This window comes from Brevundimonas diminuta 3F5N (assembly GCF_900163625.1).
Classification (GTDB): domain Bacteria; phylum Pseudomonadota; class Alphaproteobacteria; order Caulobacterales; family Caulobacteraceae; genus Brevundimonas; species Brevundimonas diminuta_A.
The window spans coordinates 95,454-110,197 of the sequence record NZ_FUIE01000057.1; the positions used below are offsets into that span (position 1 = coordinate 95,454).

Consider the following 14,744-nt stretch of genomic DNA (forward strand, 5'->3'; position numbering starts at 1 on the left):
AGACATGCGCGCGCTTCGCACCGCCGCCACCGGCATGGCCGCCCAGCAGCTGAACGTGGAGGTCATCTCCAACAACATCGCCAACATGAACACGGTCGGCTTCAAGCGTCAGCGGGCCGAGTTCCAGGACCTGCTGTACCAGAACGTCGAGCGCATGGGGGCCCAGTCCTCGTCGCAGGGCACCGTGGTCCCCACCGGCATTCAGATCGGCTCGGGCGTCAAGGCGGGCAGCGTCTATCGCATCACCGAACAGGGCAGCCCCAACCGCACCGGCAACACCTACGACATCGCCATTCAGGGCAAGGGCTACTTCCAGATCACCCTGCCCTCGGGCGAGCTGGCCTATACCCGCGCGGGCAACTTCACCGTCAACGGCGAAGGCCAGTTGGTGACGGACGACGGCTATGCGGTCGAGCCGGCCATCGCCATTCCGCAGGACGCCCTGGACGTCTCCATCTCCAAGTCGGGTCAGGTTCAGGTCACCACCGCCGGCCAGACCGAGCCGCAGGTCGTGGGCCAGCTGGAACTGGCCACCTTCTTCAATGAAGCGGGCCTGGAAGCCATCGGCGACAACCTGCTGCTGGAGACGGCGGCGTCCGGCCCGGCCACGGTCGGAGCGCCCGGCGACGTCGGCTACGGCAATCTGCTGCAGCATTACACCGAGGCCTCGAACGTCGACGCGGTCAGCGAGATCACCGCCCTGATCGTGGCCCAGCGCGCCTATGAGATGAACTCCAAGGTCATCACCACCGCCGATGAGATGCTGTCCGTCTCGGCCCAGGTGAAGAGCTAAAGGGAAGGTCTGAGCCATGAAGCGCGCCCTGATCCTCGCCGCCGCCATCGCCGCATTGGCCACCCAAGCCCTGGCCGGGCCGGTCAATCTGCTGCCCGATCCGGTCGACGACGACGGCCGCATCACCCTGGGCGAGTTGTTCGACGACGCCGGCGCCGCATCGGGCGTGGTCGTCGGCCGCCGCGCCGGAGCCACCGCCGTGCTGGAGGCCTCCCAGGTCCAGATCGCCGCGCGCCGCGCCGGGCTGGAGTGGAGCAACCCCGCAGGCCTGCGCCGCATCGTGGTGCGCGAAGGCGGCGCCCTGCCTGCAGAAGCCTCCGCCCGACCTGCAGCCGCCAGCGTCGGCGCGCCCGCCCGAGCGGGCTCCAGCGTCGAGGTTCTAACCTACGCCCGCAGCCTGGCCGCCGGCGACGTGATCCAGCCCGAGGACGTGGTCTGGGCCTCGGTCCAGTCGCACCTGGCCCCCGCAGGCGGCCCCCAGGACGCCGAGGCGGTGATCGGCCTTCAGGCCAAGCGCGCCCTGCGCGCCGGATCGCCCGTCGGCCCGCGCGACCTGGCCTCGCCCCAGGTCATCGCCCGCAACGACATGGTCGAGGTCGCCTATATCAGCGACGGGGTCGAGCTGACCGTCACCGGCAAGGCGACCCGCAACGCCTCGGCGGGCGAGGCCGTGCCGATCCTGAACGTCCAGTCCAACCGCACCATCGACGCCGTGGCCGTGGCCCCCGGCCGGGCCGTCGCCGGTCCCGCCGCCCAGATCGCCCGCCGCAACCCGCAACAGTTCGCCGCCCGTTGAGCGAGAGTTCCATCATGCGCCCCATCACCGTCGCCGCCCTGTCGTTGTCCGCCCTGAGCCTGGCCGCCTGCTCGACCGCCATCGAGGCGGTGAAGGGGCCGGAGCTGGCCCCCATCGGCTATCCCGCCGCCCTGGTCCCGGTGGAGCAGGCCTATCTGCCCGAGCCGACCTCGGCCAGCGCCAACAGCCTGTGGCGCACGGGCGCGCGCAGCTTCTTCGGCGACCAGCGGGCGCGCCGCGTCGGCGACATCCTGACCGTCTCCATCGACATCAACGACCGCGCCCAGACCCAGAACACCACCCAGCGCAACCGCACCAACAGCGCCTCGGGCGGCGTCACCAACTTCTTCGGTCTTGAGAACAGCCTGGGCCGCGCCTTCCCCGGCGGCTTCGACGCCGCAAACATGATCGGCACGGAAGGGGCGGTGAACGCCAACGGCTCGGGCAGCGTCAACCGCTCGGAGCGGGTGAACCTGACGGTGGCCGCCGTCGTCACCGCCGTCATGCCCAACGGCAACCTGGTCATCCAGGGTCGGCAAGAAGTGCGCACCAACCGCGAGGTGCGCGAGCTGACCGTGGCGGGCATCGTCCGGCCCGAAGACATCTCCAGCGCCAACACCATCCGCCACAGCCAGATCGCCGAGGCGCGCATCAGCTACGGCGGGCGCGGCGACATCAGCCGGATGCAGGCGACGCCCGCCGCCCAGTCTCTGGTCGAACGCTTCAGCCCCTTCTGACCCGCGTTCACCGAAACGTGTGATTCCGGCCGCAGCGCATCACTGAATCGCGCGCGGCCCAGCGGAGCCGTGAACCGTTAACAAGCGACCCGCGTTTGATCTGTCGAACGCGAGTGAGCTTGTCATGCGTAAAACCGTCTTTCCCATCCTGGCCGCCGTGGGCCTGGCCGCCGTCGCGGCCCATGCGGCGACCTATGCTCCGTCCCCATCCCGCAGCGGCGCCGAAGCCGTCGCCGGCTGGCATATGCTGCATGAGGGGCCCATGGCCAAACTGGCCTATGGCCTGCCGAATTCGGACCAGTTGGCCCTGATGCTGACCTGCGCGCCAGGCGACGGCGCCGCCGTGGTCTATGGCGACGTCCAGCCGCGCAGCGCGGGTCTGGTCCTGGCGTCCAGCGGGCCGCAGCCCATCGACCCGCTGTCGAACGGCGAGGCCTTCGAGGCGCGCCTGCCGCTCGGCGATGCGGCCCTGACCGGCCTGGCGCGGGGCGGCCGCATGACCGTCCAGACCGAGGCCGGCGAGCGCCAGCTGACCGCTACGCGTGCGGAGCGGCGAATGGTCCAGGGGTTTCTTAGCTATTGCGCTTCGGGACATGCCTGACCACAGTCCCCCGTCTTCCTCAGCGGGGGCTGAAACATGACCTCAATGCTCGGCCTGACCCAGGCCATGCTATTCGCCCTGGCCGTGCAGACGGCCCCTCAGAGCGGAGCTCAGCCGCCCGCCGAACGGCCACAGGCTGCGCCGCCGGCCCGATCAGCCCGCGCGTCCGAGGGCTGGACCTGGACCCTCTACAGCGGCGACGGCCCTCTGGTTCTGGCCAATGAGATCCCCGACACGCCACGCCTTCGCACCACGCTGGAGTGCGCGCCCGGCTCCAGCGTCGTCCGTCTGGCCTTCCATGACGCGCCCGGCGCCGACGGCTTCGCCGTCATCCGGTCCGGCGCCGCCTCGACCGAGGTCGAGGCCCGCGCGCGACGCGGACGACTGGAGGCGGCCCTGCGCGCCGACCATCCCGTCTTCGCCGCCTTCCTGGCCTCCGGGCGGCTGACCCTCGCCCTGGGCGACCAGGCCGAAACCGTCGAGATCGATCGGGCGAATCTGTCCAAACTGCGCCGCTTCGCCGAACTGTGCACCGGATAAGGACGAGGATGCGCCCCGCCCATTGGCTGACCGCCGCCGCCTTCATCACCATGACCGCTCTCGGCGCCTGCGCCCCCAGCGTCGCCCCGCTGAGCACGAACGGCGCGCCCCTGCCCGTCGCGGGCTACGACTGGTTCCTGAATGAAGACCCGGACGAGCCGCGCCTGTCCTACGGCCTGGCTCAGTCCGACGACGTGCCGCTCAGCCTCATGTGCGCGCCCGGCTCGGGCAAGATCGGCCTGTCCCTGGCTGCGGACCAGGCCAACGGGCGCCGCGCTATCACCCTGGAATCCGGGGGCGACACCGAGACCTACGCCGCGCGCGCCGAAGCGGCCGACATGCACGACGGCGTCCACCTGGTCGCCACGGCTCCCGCCGCCGATCCCGTCATCCAGCGGTTCCGTCGCCTCGGCTGGCTGGCGATCCTCAACGGCGACCAGCGCTGGATGATGGCCGCCCAGCCTGGTTCGGAAGGCCGCGCGGCGCGTTTCCTGGAGTTGTGCCGCTGAAGGCTTGACCGCAGCGACGCGGTCCGCTCCCCTCCCCGCCAGTTCTTGGGAGGGCTTTAGTTCATGCGTCATCTTCTTCTCGCCGCCGGGATCGGCCTGTCAGGCCTTGCGGGCGCCGCCGCCCTGCCGACCCAGGCCGCCGCCGTTCAAAGCCAGTCGTCCGCCGCCGCGCTGGACGCCCTGCTGGTCGATTACGAAGCCTATCTGCGCCAGAACGACCCCATCGGCTCGGGCATGGACGGCGACCGCCCCGCCCTGTCGCGCCTGCCCGACGCCAGCCGCGCAGGCGAACTGGCCCGCCGCGCCCCGCTGAACGCCCTGAAGGCGCGGCTGAATGCCATCAACCCGGCCTCGCTGGACGAAGACCACCGCCTGAACCACGCCTTCGTCGGCTATCTGATCGGCCGCGAGTTGGAGCGGATCGAACTGGACCCGTCGCGTCTGGCCTTTGATTCCGAAGGCGGCCCCGGCCAGCTTCTGGCCTATCTGGCGCCCGCTGCGCGCATCGCCACGGTCGCCGACGCCGAGGCCTGGCTGAAGCGTCTGGAGGCCGCGCCCGCCTATTACGACGCCGGGATCGCCAACACCCGGCGCGGGCTGGAGACCGGCCTGATCCAGGCCCGGTCGGTCGTCGACAGCGCCCTGGCCCAGGCCGAGCGCGACCTGACGCCGGGCGAAGCCGGCGACGTCCTGCTGCGCCCGTTCAACGCCCTGCCCGCCTCCATCCCCGCCGCCCAGCAGGAACAGTTCCGCGCCCGCGCCCGTGCCCTGGTCGAGGGACCGATCACCGCCCGCCGCACCGCCTGGCGCGACCTGTTGCGTAACGAATACGCGCCCAAGGCCCCACAGGCGCCGGGTCTGGTCCACCGCCCCGGCGGCCGCGACCTGTACGCCTTCCTGGTCCGCAGCCACACCACCACCGACCTGACGCCCGATCAGGTGCATGAGATCGGCCAGCAGGAAGTCGCCCGCATCCGCGCCCGCATGGAGACGGAGATGCGCGCGGCCGGCTGGACCGGCGACTTCGCCGGCTTCCTGACCTTCCTGCGCACCGACCCGCAATTCTACGCCAAGACGCGCGAGGAGCTGCTGGAGAAGGCGTCGGAGATCGCCAAGCGTTCCGACGACCGCCTGCCGTCGCTGTTCGCCACCCTGCCGCGCCTGCCCTACGGCGTGCGTCCGGTGCCGCACGAGATGGAAGAGACCTACACCACCGGCCGCTACAACGCCGGGTCGATGGCGACGGGCGTGGCCGGGGGCTACATCGTCAATACCGGCAAGCTGGACCAGCGCCCCCTGTATGAACTGCCCGCCCTGACGGTGCACGAAGCCGTGCCGGGCCACCACCTGCAGGTCGCCCTGCAGCAGGAAGCCGCCGACCAGCCCTATTACCGACGCGACGCTTCGGTCACCGCCTTCAGCGAAGGCTGGGGTCTCTATTCCGAGTTCCTGGGCGAAGAGATGGGCATCTACCGCACGCCCTATGAGCGGTTCGGCCGCCTCAGCTATGAGATGTGGCGCGCCTGTCGTCTGGTGGCCGACACCGGCCTGCACTGGCTGGGCTGGAGCGAGGAACAGGCCCGCGCCTGCTTCCGCGACAACTCCGCCCTGTCTGCGCACAACATCGAGACCGAACTGCAGCGCTACATCGGCGATCCCGGCCAGGCCACGGCCTATAAGATCGGCGAGATCCGTCTGCGCGAGATCCGCCAGAAGGCCGAGCGCGAACTGGGCGATCGCTTCGACGTGCGGACCTTCCACGACGCCCTGCTGGTCGACGGTGCCCTGCCTCTGGCCCTGCTGGATGCGCGCATGGACCGCTGGATCGCCGAACAGAAGACCGCCTCCCAGTAAGAAAGCGTCCCTCCGACATGAATTTCATCAAACGCATCTTCGGCTCGGTGCAGCCGAGCTACCTGATCCGCGCCTATGTGCTCAGCGCCGCCTTCATGGCCTTCATGATCTGGATGGTGCTGTCGCTGGACAGCGCCAAGCCCATGCATGACCGCGCCGTGACCCTGGCCGTGTTCGGCGTCGGCGCCCTGCTGTTCCCCTTCTCCAAACTGGTCTGGGACGAGATCAAGCGGGTGATGATGGGCGAGACCGTCTTCTTCATGAACGCCATCATTCTGATGTTCCTGAAGGTGCTGGTGAACTTCTTCCTGTGGGGCTTCTCGATCTTCATCGCGCCCGTGGGGATTCTCTACCTGTGGTTCCGGTCGCGAAACGCCGCCGCCTGAAGCTGACCTAAGCCCCCGTCTAGAGGCCCAGTTCAGCCCGCGCCTTCTTCGTCAGCTTGGCGGCGATCAGGGCGTGGGCCGACTTCAGGTGATCCGCCAGTTCATCGTCCGGCCAGTCGCCCGGATCGGCCAGATGCACCCATTTGGCTCGCGCCAGATAGGGGGCGGGCGCCGCCCGCCCCTCCTCGGTCAACACCTCATAGGCAATGTCCGAGACCTTGAACGACAGCCCGCCCTCGGCGCCGACGATGGCGAACATCTTGCCCCCGACCTTATAGGCGTCATGACCCGGTCCAAACGGGTGATCCATCGTCGCCCCCGGCAAGGCCAGGCAAGCCTTGCCTACGCCCGCGCGATCCATCCTAGGCCCCGACGCCCAGGCCGATCGGGCAGACCACGCCCGTCCCGCCGATGCCGCAATAGCCCGCCGGATTCTTGGCCAGATAACCCTGGTGATAGCCCTCAGCGAAGTAATAGGGACCGGCCGGTTCGATCTCGGTCGTAATCGCCCCGCGTCCCGCCGCGCTCAGCGCCGCCTGATAGGCGTCGCGCGAGGCCAGCGCCTCCGCCTGTTGCGCCTCGTTCAACGTATAGACGGCCGAGCGATACTGCGTGCCCTGGTCGTTGCCCTGACGCATGCCCTGCGTCGGGTCATGGTTCTCCCAGAACGCCTTCAGCAGGTCGCCATATGAAATCCGGGCCGGATCAAACACCACCTGCACCACCTCCGTGTGGCCGGTGCGGCCCGAACAGACCTCCTCATAGGTCGGGTTGGGCGTGATCCCGCCCGCATAGCCCGCCGACGTGACCCACACGCCCGGCAACTGCCAGAACACCCGCTCCACGCCCCAGAAACAGCCCATGCCGAACACGGCCGTCTGCATCCCGGCCGGATGCGGGCCCTTCAGCGCATGACCCAGGACGAAGTGCATCTCATCGGTCGGCAACGCTTCGGCCCGCCCCGGCAGAGCCGTCTCAAGCGTGGGCAGTTCAGCATTCTTCTTCAACAACATGGCGCGAACTCCGGGAAAAACCTTCTTCGCCTATATGGAGGCTTCAAGGGCGCTTGCCCATGGGGGCGTCATGCTCTAATCAGCCCCTCCCGTCGGTCCGCTCCCGACGGCTCCGCCCCGGACGCATCCGGGCTCAGGTGGAATGGACAGGTGGCCGAGTGGTTGAAGGCGCACGCCTGGAACGCGTGTATAGGGGCAACTCTATCGAGGGTTCGAATCCCTCTCTGTCCGCCACCCGCCGCAATTTGTCGCAATAAATCATAATTTTACCCTGGAAAACGTCTAACCCCTGGCTGAAGGTTAGACAGAAGCGTTCTGGTTTCGTGCATCAAGCGATGCGGTTCATGGCTGTGTCGGCCAACCCGCGCCGGGCGACTTCGCGCGTGTAGCGCTCCACCTCCTTCAAACTTTGGTGGCCCGTGATCGACATGATCTCGTGGACCGTACAGCCGGCCTCAGCCAATCTCCGTGCCGCAGCCTTTCGCAGCCCATGAGCGGAGCAATGAGGCAGACCTGCGCGCTCGGCCGCCTTGCTCACCCAATTTCCAAAACCCTTCTCTGTGAAAGGTTTGCCCTGCTGCGTGGTGAGCAGCGCTAGGTGCTCGATCTTACGGGCTGCTAACGATGCCTGGAGGTTTGGATGCTGCGGAATGTCGACAAGTTGCCCGGTCTTTTCCTGACGAACGAGGACCCGACCGTCCCGGATTTGGTGAACGGTCATCTGCCGAACATCGCCCGATCGTTGAGCGGTGTAGAGGAGGAGGTCGAACCCTAGCCGCTCATTCGTTCCGACTGGCCATTTAGCCTCGAACGCTTCGATCTCATGCTCGGTCCACGCATGAAAGCCTTCGCTCTTGTATCGAAGCATTCGCACGCCCACGGTGGGATCTGTACGAGCAAATCCGCGGTCCACAGCGAAGCGCATCACCGCTCTCAGCACCTTCAGCATGTTATTCGCCGCCGCCGGGGTTGCAGCCATCTTGTCCATTTGCCCGCGAATGTGCCGCGCTTCGAGCATGGCTACGGGGTTGTCGCCATACTTGTCCCGATAGCGATCAAAGATGCCTTTGTAGGTGCGCTGGGTGTTCGGCTTGAGCCCAAGAAAATCCCCCGACCCATAGTAGGCCACGCCTAGCGCGTGGATGGATCCTGGCTTGACCCGGCTCGCGCCGATCACGATCGGCTGGGCGTTCGACGCAGCCGCATACCAAGCCCACCACCCCTCAGAGCCAAACGTTTCGGTTGTTTGGGATTCAGGGAAACCAACACGGCGAAAGCGCCAACGCACCTTCCCCCGCACATCACGGTAGTAGGAAACGTGGGCAGGCTTCTTCTTCACGCAGCGGCGTCCCACGGATTATCGGCGCGGTCAGGGCCATCGTCAGGTAAGGCCCAAAATGCCTCGTCCAAGGCATCTCGATCCCACAGCTTGCGTCCGTCGATACGCTTCGGTGCCGGCATTCGCCCCTCTTGGACCAGTTGGTCGAATTTGGTGACGCTAATACCAATATAACGGCTCGCAACCTCGCGGCTCAGACCGCGTGGGGGCAAGCTCAGCGGGAGATCCTGATGTCGCCGCCCCATCATCATTCACCCTTCCGTATCAGCTGGAATTCCGTGGGTGTTTCATCTCTCATGCAGCGAATGGCCGCGTGAGCGATGGCTGGCGGCAGAGTTATAGTATGACTACGCCCCGGATTATCCTCCCTACGCCTTCGAGGTGGCCATACTCCGTCGGGCGAGAAGCTAAGCACTAGGTCGTCGCCGCCTCTTTCGGCGACTATTACCTCTGCCTTCCAACCGAACTCGTCCTTTGTCACCGACAGAGTGATGGCACATGGCGTCGGGTCAGTTTCGCGAGGGCCGCTGTCAACAATCAGTCCCGCCGGCTTGGCCGTCTGTACCTCCGCCTCTAGCGGCAGGCGGCCCTCAGAAGAATAACGTTCGACCAGCGTCGTAAGGACGCTCCAAAGCGTCTGCTTTTCGGACAAGCCGGTCCGATCTTCTTCATCTTCCAGAATCAAAAAATCGCGGTTCCCCTTACCGAGCGAAACCCAAGGCTCTAGTTTCAAATCTCCGATAACCTTGACCGTCTGCCCGGATTTGGTGACGTCTTCAGGCGATGCAAAAGCGAGCAATAGATTCGCTACATCGGCGGCCCCCATACGCGCCGCGCTAAGTCCGCGCCCTCCCTTAGAAACTAGGCCAGCCTCCCGAAGCGAGCGGGCGATCACACGCGCCGCCGTATCCGGCACACCCGAGGCGGCAGCCACAGTGGAAGTAAGATGAGAAAGTCGAGCCATGCACGATTGGTATATTACGCCAATCGCTTGCACAAGGCCCATTGGCGCATGACACCAATCGCAACCGCCTCACGATCTTCCTGAGCACCAACCGCGAATGCCCGCGACCTCGACCTGGTTGGATCGCCGCCAACCTGCGCCGTTCCATGTCGCCAGTCTAGCCCTTGAGCGCTGGCAGCGCTAATGTCGGAAGACGTCGCGCGGAAGGATCGTCTTGGAAGTAGCGCTGCCGGCAGCACATCCGGCGGCGATTACATCTTCAGTCGCCTTACGACTTAAGCGAGCGCCGGGCCCGCCGAGTGCTGGGCGTCGATCGCACAACCGTGCGCTATCGGGCGACACGGCCGGGCTATGGCACCTTGCGTGATCGTTGAGCTCTGCCCGAGGAGCGACAGCGAGGCACCATCGACGCTTGCTCGACGACGCACGTCAGTAACGCTGCAGAACCGAGGTCGCTACCAGACATCGTTTAGAGGATCGAGCACTGCATGGAGGGCGAGAATCCGTTCCTCTTCTTCCTGAATTTCTTCGAAATCGTAGGGACGAACTGGGAGAGGACCAAACGCGGCGCGGCCCATAGTTACTGCCATCTTTCGCAAGCGATGGTATTCGTCATCGTCGAACTTTTCCTTGGCCATCGCGCCAACCTGGATCGACATCAAGGTCATCCGATGGGCCATCAGGCGCAGCATGTAATCCTGGTGCCCCTCTAGATCGGCCTCGATCAACCCTCGCACGTACTCGGTCATCGTCAGACCACTGTCCTCCAACTTGACCTGAAGACGCGCGTGCAACCTCCTCGAAATGTAGGCGCTGATGCGGGGCAAATTCGTAGCCATTGAGTCGCAAATCCGTGTATCGGTGGAGCCTCTTTGGGACCCTACAACGTATTGAAGTTACTTAACAATCAGGCAAGTCAGGAAAGTGGGCCCACTTTGGCACACGCTTCGCCGCTGAGATTGTCCTTTTAAATCAGATCACTATGCGATCGCAGCTGTGCGTAATGTGTGCACCTCCCAAGGGAGGTTTCGTCACGGTCCCCTTGTAAGGGGAAATCGTCTATAAATGGCGGAAGCCACGGCCAGTCCAGGAAGGCCCTCACCGGCCTCTAGGCTGGGGTGAATGCGCGCGGAGCCTCTGACGCGGCTAGCGGCGCAGACCTTCCCCTCTGGTCACTAGCCGCCGCCTACTGGTCAGGATCGGCCCCGGGCCGGCGGACTAACCTTTGCTGGGCAAGACGGCTCGCACCAGTCCGATACTTATTCGCAGACCAACCGCGTGAAGCATCTCGACGAACGCGTTCAGCTCGAGCTTATTCCCGCCTCTGGACCGAAGGACTTGGCTCAGTGCCGCCGACAACTGGGCAGGATCGTCTCCATCTTCGTCAGCCACGACCGCAAGATAGGCCGCCACGTCGGCGGGCGTTTCGAGATAATTTACAAGGTCGAACTCACGAACCTTCAGCTTGTTCGACAAGGGTGTGTCGCCAGTCCCTGCGCTCATCGCGCCACCTCAAAACTCACCGTCACGCCAAGGGCGCGGGCGACCGTCAGGATGGTGTCGAAGGATGGATCGCCGTCATCGGCTAGCGCCGCACAAAGGTCTTCGACGGACATGTCGGCTTCTGCGGCCACGGTTGACGGTCCCCCCCGCGCCCGCACCACGACAGCGAACGCCCTGACGATCGCTCTGACGTTGTCATCAGTTTCCTCGGCTACGGCCTGGATATAGGCCGCGATCCGCTCGGCACTCGTCAAGCATTCAGCAGGATCAAACTCCTGGATGCCTAGATCCGCCATTCGCTCTCTCCATTCCCCATCAAACGCGGTCTCAACTCCGCTAGCCGGAGCTAGTGACGTGCCGCAGCCCTTCTAAGCTTCTGCGGAAGCCCACAGCAGTCTTTGCGTCCTCATTTCTCCAAGATTTTCTGCTGATCCCGATCATATCTGTATCGATGAAGCCGCCCCTCTTTGAGCAGATTGGCGGCTTGACTGACATGTTCGGGCAGGACGTAGAACCATTCGCGAGGGTTGACGCGTTTTCCAAAGCGATCAGTGACGAACAGTTCGGCAGGTCGCGCCGCCTCGAAGAAACGGTGCAGAAGCTCCTCCACCCGTGCCCGGGGCAAATTCTGCAGCGCGAAGGTGGCGACCACCTCCACCGGTGCGAGCAGGAAGGTGGGATCGTTGCGCGCGTCGGCGACGCGCCTGCGCACGTCCTGGGACGTCACCCCGATCTTGTGCAGGATGTTGCGCTCCGCAGCGATCGACGGATCGGTAGACAGGCTACGCGCCACATAGATCGAGCCCGACAGGGCCAGCTTGTCGCTTTCCCATTCAGGGTCGAGAGCGCCCAGGCCACGCCGCTGTACGACGCGGGCGGTCTTGTCATCGTTCAGCGACTTTCTGAACGACGAGGCCAGCGGGTCGCTCTCGGTTCCGTTCGAGAAGATGATGCGCAGGCGATAGTCCCGGGATCCTCCGCGAGCGGTCATCTCCGACTTCTCGGCGACGAATGCCAGCAAGCCGTTGCGGATGAAGAAATCCCCCTCGTACGGGTCGATCACCATCCGCTTTTCGATTGCCGTCGCGATGCGGTCGCCGGCTTCCAACTCCTGCTGCATTTCCAGGAATTTCGGCTCGAAGACCTCGAAATCGACGCAAGGCACGAAGTCGGCGCGATGATCCGGCAGATGCCGCTCCGCCGCCGGCGTGACGTGCCGCAGTTCGAAAAGCCCAGCTGTCACGCCCAGGTCATCATCCGCGAAGATGTCGTCCAGGCTGTCGGGCACCTCGTCCTCGGAGGGAGCGTCACGCCAGGACCGCTGAGGCGGCGGCGCATCAGTTAGATTCAGCAGCCCAAGACGGTCCATCGCGCGCAGCGCTTCGGACGGCGCCTTGGCCAGCTTTCGGAAGATCACGCCCAGCCGCATCTCATCGTGGCTGGCGGCGTCGGGGTCCGGCAGCCGCCCATGCTTGGCGTGAAAGGCCTCTACGTCGCGCAGGACGGCTTCATCCGCATGGTCAGCCAGACGGCCGGTCGTTGCCGCCGGCTTGACGTCCAGCAGGCCGAACTCGTCCTCTTCGGCGAAGATTTCATCCAGCGTCGGCCGCATCAGACCGCCTCGGCCCGCAACTTCTGGGCCTTCCGGTTCCGCATCCAGGCCAGCGCCTCGGCCATGCGCTTCTCCAGATCATCCGACGAGTGGACGTTCGGTTCTCGCCCTTCCTGAGCGCGGAAGCGCTTGATGCGCGGCCACAGGGTGCGCGCCTCGTCCTCGGTCATGCTGGTGCGCATGGCGACCATGGCCGACTGCATGTTCGACAGCAGCGTGGAGTCGAGCGACTTGGACGTGATCTCGAACTGCTCGCGGAAGGTGTTGACGCTGTCGATCAGGTCGATGTCCAACTCGCGCACATTGATGAAGCGCCGCACCAGCGCCAGCAGGGTGTTGGGCGCGCCGGGCAGATCATCCTCCGCGTCGAGAAGCGGCGGCCCTTCCCACTCAGCAGACGGTTCAGACACGCCGGTTTCGACTTCCCGCTTGGCCAGCGTCAGGATGTTCATACGGGCGGCCAGGTCCTGACGAACGGACTCCGTCTCCTCGGCCGTCAGGTTTTCGTAGCGCGTCTCGATGATGTCGGTCAGCACCATCTGAGTGACCACCTCGGGCGCCGTTTCGGGCGACAGGGCGCGCTTGTCCATGGCCTGACAGGCGGCGGCCATCAGGTCGTGCATATCCCGCTCGCAGATGTCGCGGGCGCGATCGGTGGGCGGCTCCATCAGGCCCTTGATGCCGATCGTCACCGTGCCGTTGTCGTCGATGCTGATCGGTTCGCGAACGTCGCCGTCCTCGCGGCGATAGAATTTGAAGTTGGGCGCCAGCACCTGTTCCATCAGGAGCGAGCCGGAGATGGCCTTCAGCATATCGTTGACGGCGTCGGCGACCACGCCGGTCTCAACCCCCGGCTCGGCCACAAGGTTGGTGAAGCGCGCCTGCGTCTTGCCGGGCGCATCGCGGGTGGCGCGCCCGATGATCTGGACGATCTCAACCAGAGAGGCGCGATAGCCGATGGTCAGGGCGTGCTCGCACCAGACCCAGTCAAAGCCTTCCTTGGCCATGCCCAGGGCGATGATGATGTCCACCTTGGCGCGGTCGGCGACGTCATCGCGCTTGCCGTCCGGCCCCTTGATCTCGCGCGAGAGGGCCGCCTTGACCCGGTCTCGGTCGGCGCCGTCATCGACCAGGTCCGCGACCTTCAACAGGCGACCGTCCGGCGTACGCAGCAGGTCGAAGCCGGTTTCGGGGTCCGTCCCCTCCACCGTCCCGATCAGGTCGTAGATGCGGTGCACCTCCTCGTGCTTGGGCGCATAGGCCTCAGACGATCCACGATGCGGAATGTGGATGATGGTCTTCAGCTGGGTGTCCAGCACCTCTGGCAGGCCGTTGGGGTAACGGCCCTTGTAGAAGTTGTAGTTCACCCCGAGCGACTTCAGGTGCTCATAGCCGTCCAACTGCTCGTAGTAGGAATAGGTGACCGTGACGAAGCGATCCTCGTCATCAGCCCGCAGCACCGGCACGGCGTCCCCGCGGAAGTAGGACCCGGTCATGGCCATGACGTGCGTGCGTTCGCGCGCCAGGATACGCCGCAGAATCTCGCCCAGCCGATTGTTGTCGGCGGCAGAGACGTGGTGGAATTCGTCTACGGCCAGGAAGACGTCGTCGAAGGCTTCAGCCCCCTCCTCCGCCTCGACGGCGTCAAAGCCAAACCGGAAGGTGGCGTGGGTGCAGACCAACACGCGCGCATCGGACTTCATGAAGTCCTTGAAGGCCTTCACCTTCTGCGACTGAGGAGCCTCCTCGACCCCGCTCAGGCACAGGTTCCAGCTGTCCTCGACCACCCAATCGGCCTCGAAGCCATAGGACGACAGGTCGGTCGAGCGGAAAGACCCGCCGATCGAGGTTTCGGGCACGCAGACGATGGTCTTGCCCAACCCCTGATGCCGCATCTTGTCCAGGGCGATGAACATCAGGGCGCGGCTCTTGCCCGCCGCCGGCGGCGCCTTCAGCAGCAGATGCTGGGCCGCGCGCGCGGCATAGGCTCGCGCCTGCATCGGGCGCTGACCTAGGGCGTTGACCGCCTTGGACGCCCCCGTCTGCGCATAGGCCACGTTGACTGTCTGAACCATGACTTCCCCCCTCTTGCCGACC

The 14,744-nt window shown here is 65.4% G+C and carries 17 protein-coding genes and 1 tRNA gene; 9 read left to right on the forward strand and 9 right to left on the reverse strand.

Features of this window, described 5'->3' with window-relative positions; genetic code table 11:
- Positions 1-4: 4 nt before the first annotated feature.
- The 8 genes from flgG to FM111_RS11285 all read left to right on the forward strand — a co-directional run bounded on the left by flgG (position 5) and on the right by FM111_RS11285 (position 6,216).
- Complete coding sequence (flgG, locus tag FM111_RS11250; protein WP_046651706.1) at positions 5-793, forward strand: flagellar basal-body rod protein FlgG; 789 nt, start codon at positions 5-7, stop codon at positions 791-793.
- 16 nt (positions 794-809) lie between these two features.
- On the forward strand, positions 810-1,589 hold the full coding sequence (gene flgA, locus FM111_RS11255; RefSeq protein ID WP_087141025.1) for a flagellar basal body P-ring formation chaperone FlgA: 780 nt from the start codon (positions 810-812) through the stop codon (positions 1,587-1,589).
- Between the two features lie 11 nt (positions 1,590-1,600).
- Positions 1,601-2,326, forward strand: a complete 726-nt coding sequence (gene flgH / locus FM111_RS11260; protein WP_256968228.1) for a flagellar basal body L-ring protein FlgH — start codon at positions 1,601-1,603, stop codon at positions 2,324-2,326.
- A gap of 124 nt (positions 2,327-2,450) precedes the next feature.
- A complete protein-coding gene (locus FM111_RS11265; protein WP_087141027.1) occupies positions 2,451-2,927 on the forward strand; it encodes a hypothetical protein in 477 nt (158 codons plus the stop codon).
- A 36-nt stretch (positions 2,928-2,963) separates the two neighbouring features.
- Positions 2,964-3,467, forward strand: coding sequence for a hypothetical protein (locus tag FM111_RS11270; RefSeq protein WP_087141028.1), 504 nt, complete (start codon positions 2,964-2,966; stop codon positions 3,465-3,467).
- 8 nt (positions 3,468-3,475) lie between these two features.
- Positions 3,476-3,976: a hypothetical protein gene (locus FM111_RS11275; protein WP_087141029.1), complete on the forward strand. Its 501-nt coding sequence runs from the start codon at positions 3,476-3,478 to the stop codon at positions 3,974-3,976.
- A gap of 63 nt (positions 3,977-4,039) precedes the next feature.
- A complete protein-coding gene (locus tag FM111_RS11280) occupies positions 4,040-5,830 on the forward strand; it encodes a DUF885 domain-containing protein (protein WP_087141030.1) in 1,791 nt (596 codons plus the stop codon).
- Positions 5,831-5,847: 17 nt separating this feature from the next.
- Complete coding sequence (locus FM111_RS11285) at positions 5,848-6,216, forward strand: hypothetical protein (protein WP_087141031.1); 369 nt, start codon at positions 5,848-5,850, stop codon at positions 6,214-6,216.
- 19 nt (positions 6,217-6,235) lie between these two features.
- On the opposite strand, the gene FM111_RS11290 is transcribed toward FM111_RS11285, so the two are convergent.
- The gene (locus FM111_RS11290; RefSeq protein ID WP_087141032.1) at positions 6,236-6,577 is read right to left on the reverse strand and encodes an MmcQ/YjbR family DNA-binding protein; all 342 of its coding nucleotides are present in this window, start codon (positions 6,575-6,577) and stop codon (positions 6,236-6,238) included.
- A gap of 1 nt (position 6,578) precedes the next feature.
- The gene (gene msrA, locus FM111_RS11295) at positions 6,579-7,229 is read right to left on the reverse strand and encodes a peptide-methionine (S)-S-oxide reductase MsrA (protein ID WP_087141033.1); all 651 of its coding nucleotides are present in this window, start codon (positions 7,227-7,229) and stop codon (positions 6,579-6,581) included.
- Positions 7,230-7,373: 144 nt separating this feature from the next.
- On the opposite strand from msrA, the gene FM111_RS11300 reads away from it, so the two are divergent.
- Positions 7,374-7,463, forward strand: a tRNA-Ser gene (locus FM111_RS11300).
- Positions 7,464-7,557: 94 nt separating this feature from the next.
- Here the strand turns inward: FM111_RS11300 and FM111_RS11305 are convergent.
- The 7 genes from FM111_RS11305 to FM111_RS11335 all read right to left on the reverse strand — a co-directional run bounded on the left by FM111_RS11305 (position 7,558) and on the right by FM111_RS11335 (position 14,722).
- Positions 7,558-8,568, reverse strand: a complete 1,011-nt coding sequence (locus FM111_RS11305) for a tyrosine-type recombinase/integrase (RefSeq protein ID WP_087141034.1) — start codon at positions 8,566-8,568, stop codon at positions 7,558-7,560.
- A 247-nt stretch (positions 8,569-8,815) separates the two neighbouring features.
- Positions 8,816-9,394 carry a hypothetical protein gene (locus FM111_RS16225; RefSeq protein WP_143276101.1) on the reverse strand — a complete coding sequence of 193 codons (579 nt, stop codon included), beginning with the start codon at positions 9,392-9,394 and terminating at the stop codon, positions 8,816-8,818.
- A gap of 593 nt (positions 9,395-9,987) precedes the next feature.
- A complete protein-coding gene (locus FM111_RS11315) occupies positions 9,988-10,281 on the reverse strand; it encodes a hypothetical protein (RefSeq protein ID WP_143276102.1) in 294 nt (97 codons plus the stop codon).
- 469 nt (positions 10,282-10,750) lie between these two features.
- Positions 10,751-11,008 (reverse strand): helix-turn-helix domain-containing transcriptional regulator, encoded by a 258-nt coding sequence (locus tag FM111_RS11320; RefSeq protein WP_143276103.1) that lies wholly within the window; start codon positions 11,006-11,008, stop codon positions 10,751-10,753.
- A gap of 23 nt (positions 11,009-11,031) precedes the next feature.
- Positions 11,032-11,331, reverse strand: coding sequence for an addiction module antidote protein (locus FM111_RS11325; protein WP_087141037.1), 300 nt, complete (start codon positions 11,329-11,331; stop codon positions 11,032-11,034).
- Between the two features lie 110 nt (positions 11,332-11,441).
- A complete protein-coding gene (locus FM111_RS11330; RefSeq protein WP_087141038.1) occupies positions 11,442-12,647 on the reverse strand; it encodes a GIY-YIG nuclease family protein in 1,206 nt (401 codons plus the stop codon).
- The gene (locus FM111_RS11335) at positions 12,647-14,722 is read right to left on the reverse strand and encodes a DEAD/DEAH box helicase (RefSeq protein ID WP_087141039.1); all 2,076 of its coding nucleotides are present in this window, start codon (positions 14,720-14,722) and stop codon (positions 12,647-12,649) included. Before FM111_RS11335 ends, FM111_RS11330 begins: the two co-directional genes overlap by 1 nt.
- Between the last annotated feature and the right edge of the window lie 22 nt (positions 14,723-14,744).

Bases quoted from the DNA above. Each gene is read 5' to 3' on its own strand.
- FM111_RS11335 (WP_087141039.1), bottom strand. From the start codon at position 14,722: ATGGTTCAGACAGTCAACGTGGCCTATGCGCAGACGGGGGCGTCCAAG.
- flgG (WP_046651706.1), top strand. From the start codon at position 5: ATGCGCGCGCTTCGCACCGCCGCCACCGGCATGGCCGCCCAGCAGCTG.
- msrA (WP_087141033.1), bottom strand. From the start codon at position 7,229: ATGTTGTTGAAGAAGAATGCTGAACTGCCCACGCTTGAGACGGCTCTG.
- FM111_RS11265 (WP_087141027.1), top strand. From the start codon at position 2,451: ATGCGTAAAACCGTCTTTCCCATCCTGGCCGCCGTGGGCCTGGCCGCC.
- FM111_RS11280 (WP_087141030.1), top strand. From the start codon at position 4,040: ATGCGTCATCTTCTTCTCGCCGCCGGGATCGGCCTGTCAGGCCTTGCG.
- FM111_RS11330 (WP_087141038.1), bottom strand. From the start codon at position 12,647: ATGCGGCCGACGCTGGATGAAATCTTCGCCGAAGAGGACGAGTTCGGC.
- FM111_RS11275 (WP_087141029.1), top strand. From the start codon at position 3,476: ATGCGCCCCGCCCATTGGCTGACCGCCGCCGCCTTCATCACCATGACC.
- FM111_RS11285 (WP_087141031.1), top strand. From the start codon at position 5,848: ATGAATTTCATCAAACGCATCTTCGGCTCGGTGCAGCCGAGCTACCTG.
- FM111_RS11290 (WP_087141032.1), bottom strand. From the start codon at position 6,577: ATGGATCGCGCGGGCGTAGGCAAGGCTTGCCTGGCCTTGCCGGGGGCG.
- flgA (WP_087141025.1), top strand. From the start codon at position 810: ATGAAGCGCGCCCTGATCCTCGCCGCCGCCATCGCCGCATTGGCCACC.
- FM111_RS11270 (WP_087141028.1), top strand. From the start codon at position 2,964: ATGACCTCAATGCTCGGCCTGACCCAGGCCATGCTATTCGCCCTGGCC.
- FM111_RS11315 (WP_143276102.1), bottom strand. From the start codon at position 10,281: ATGACCGAGTACGTGCGAGGGTTGATCGAGGCCGATCTAGAGGGGCAC.
- FM111_RS11325 (WP_087141037.1), bottom strand. From the start codon at position 11,331: ATGGCGGATCTAGGCATCCAGGAGTTTGATCCTGCTGAATGCTTGACG.
- FM111_RS16225 (WP_143276101.1), bottom strand. From the start codon at position 9,394: ATGGGGGCCGCCGATGTAGCGAATCTATTGCTCGCTTTTGCATCGCCT.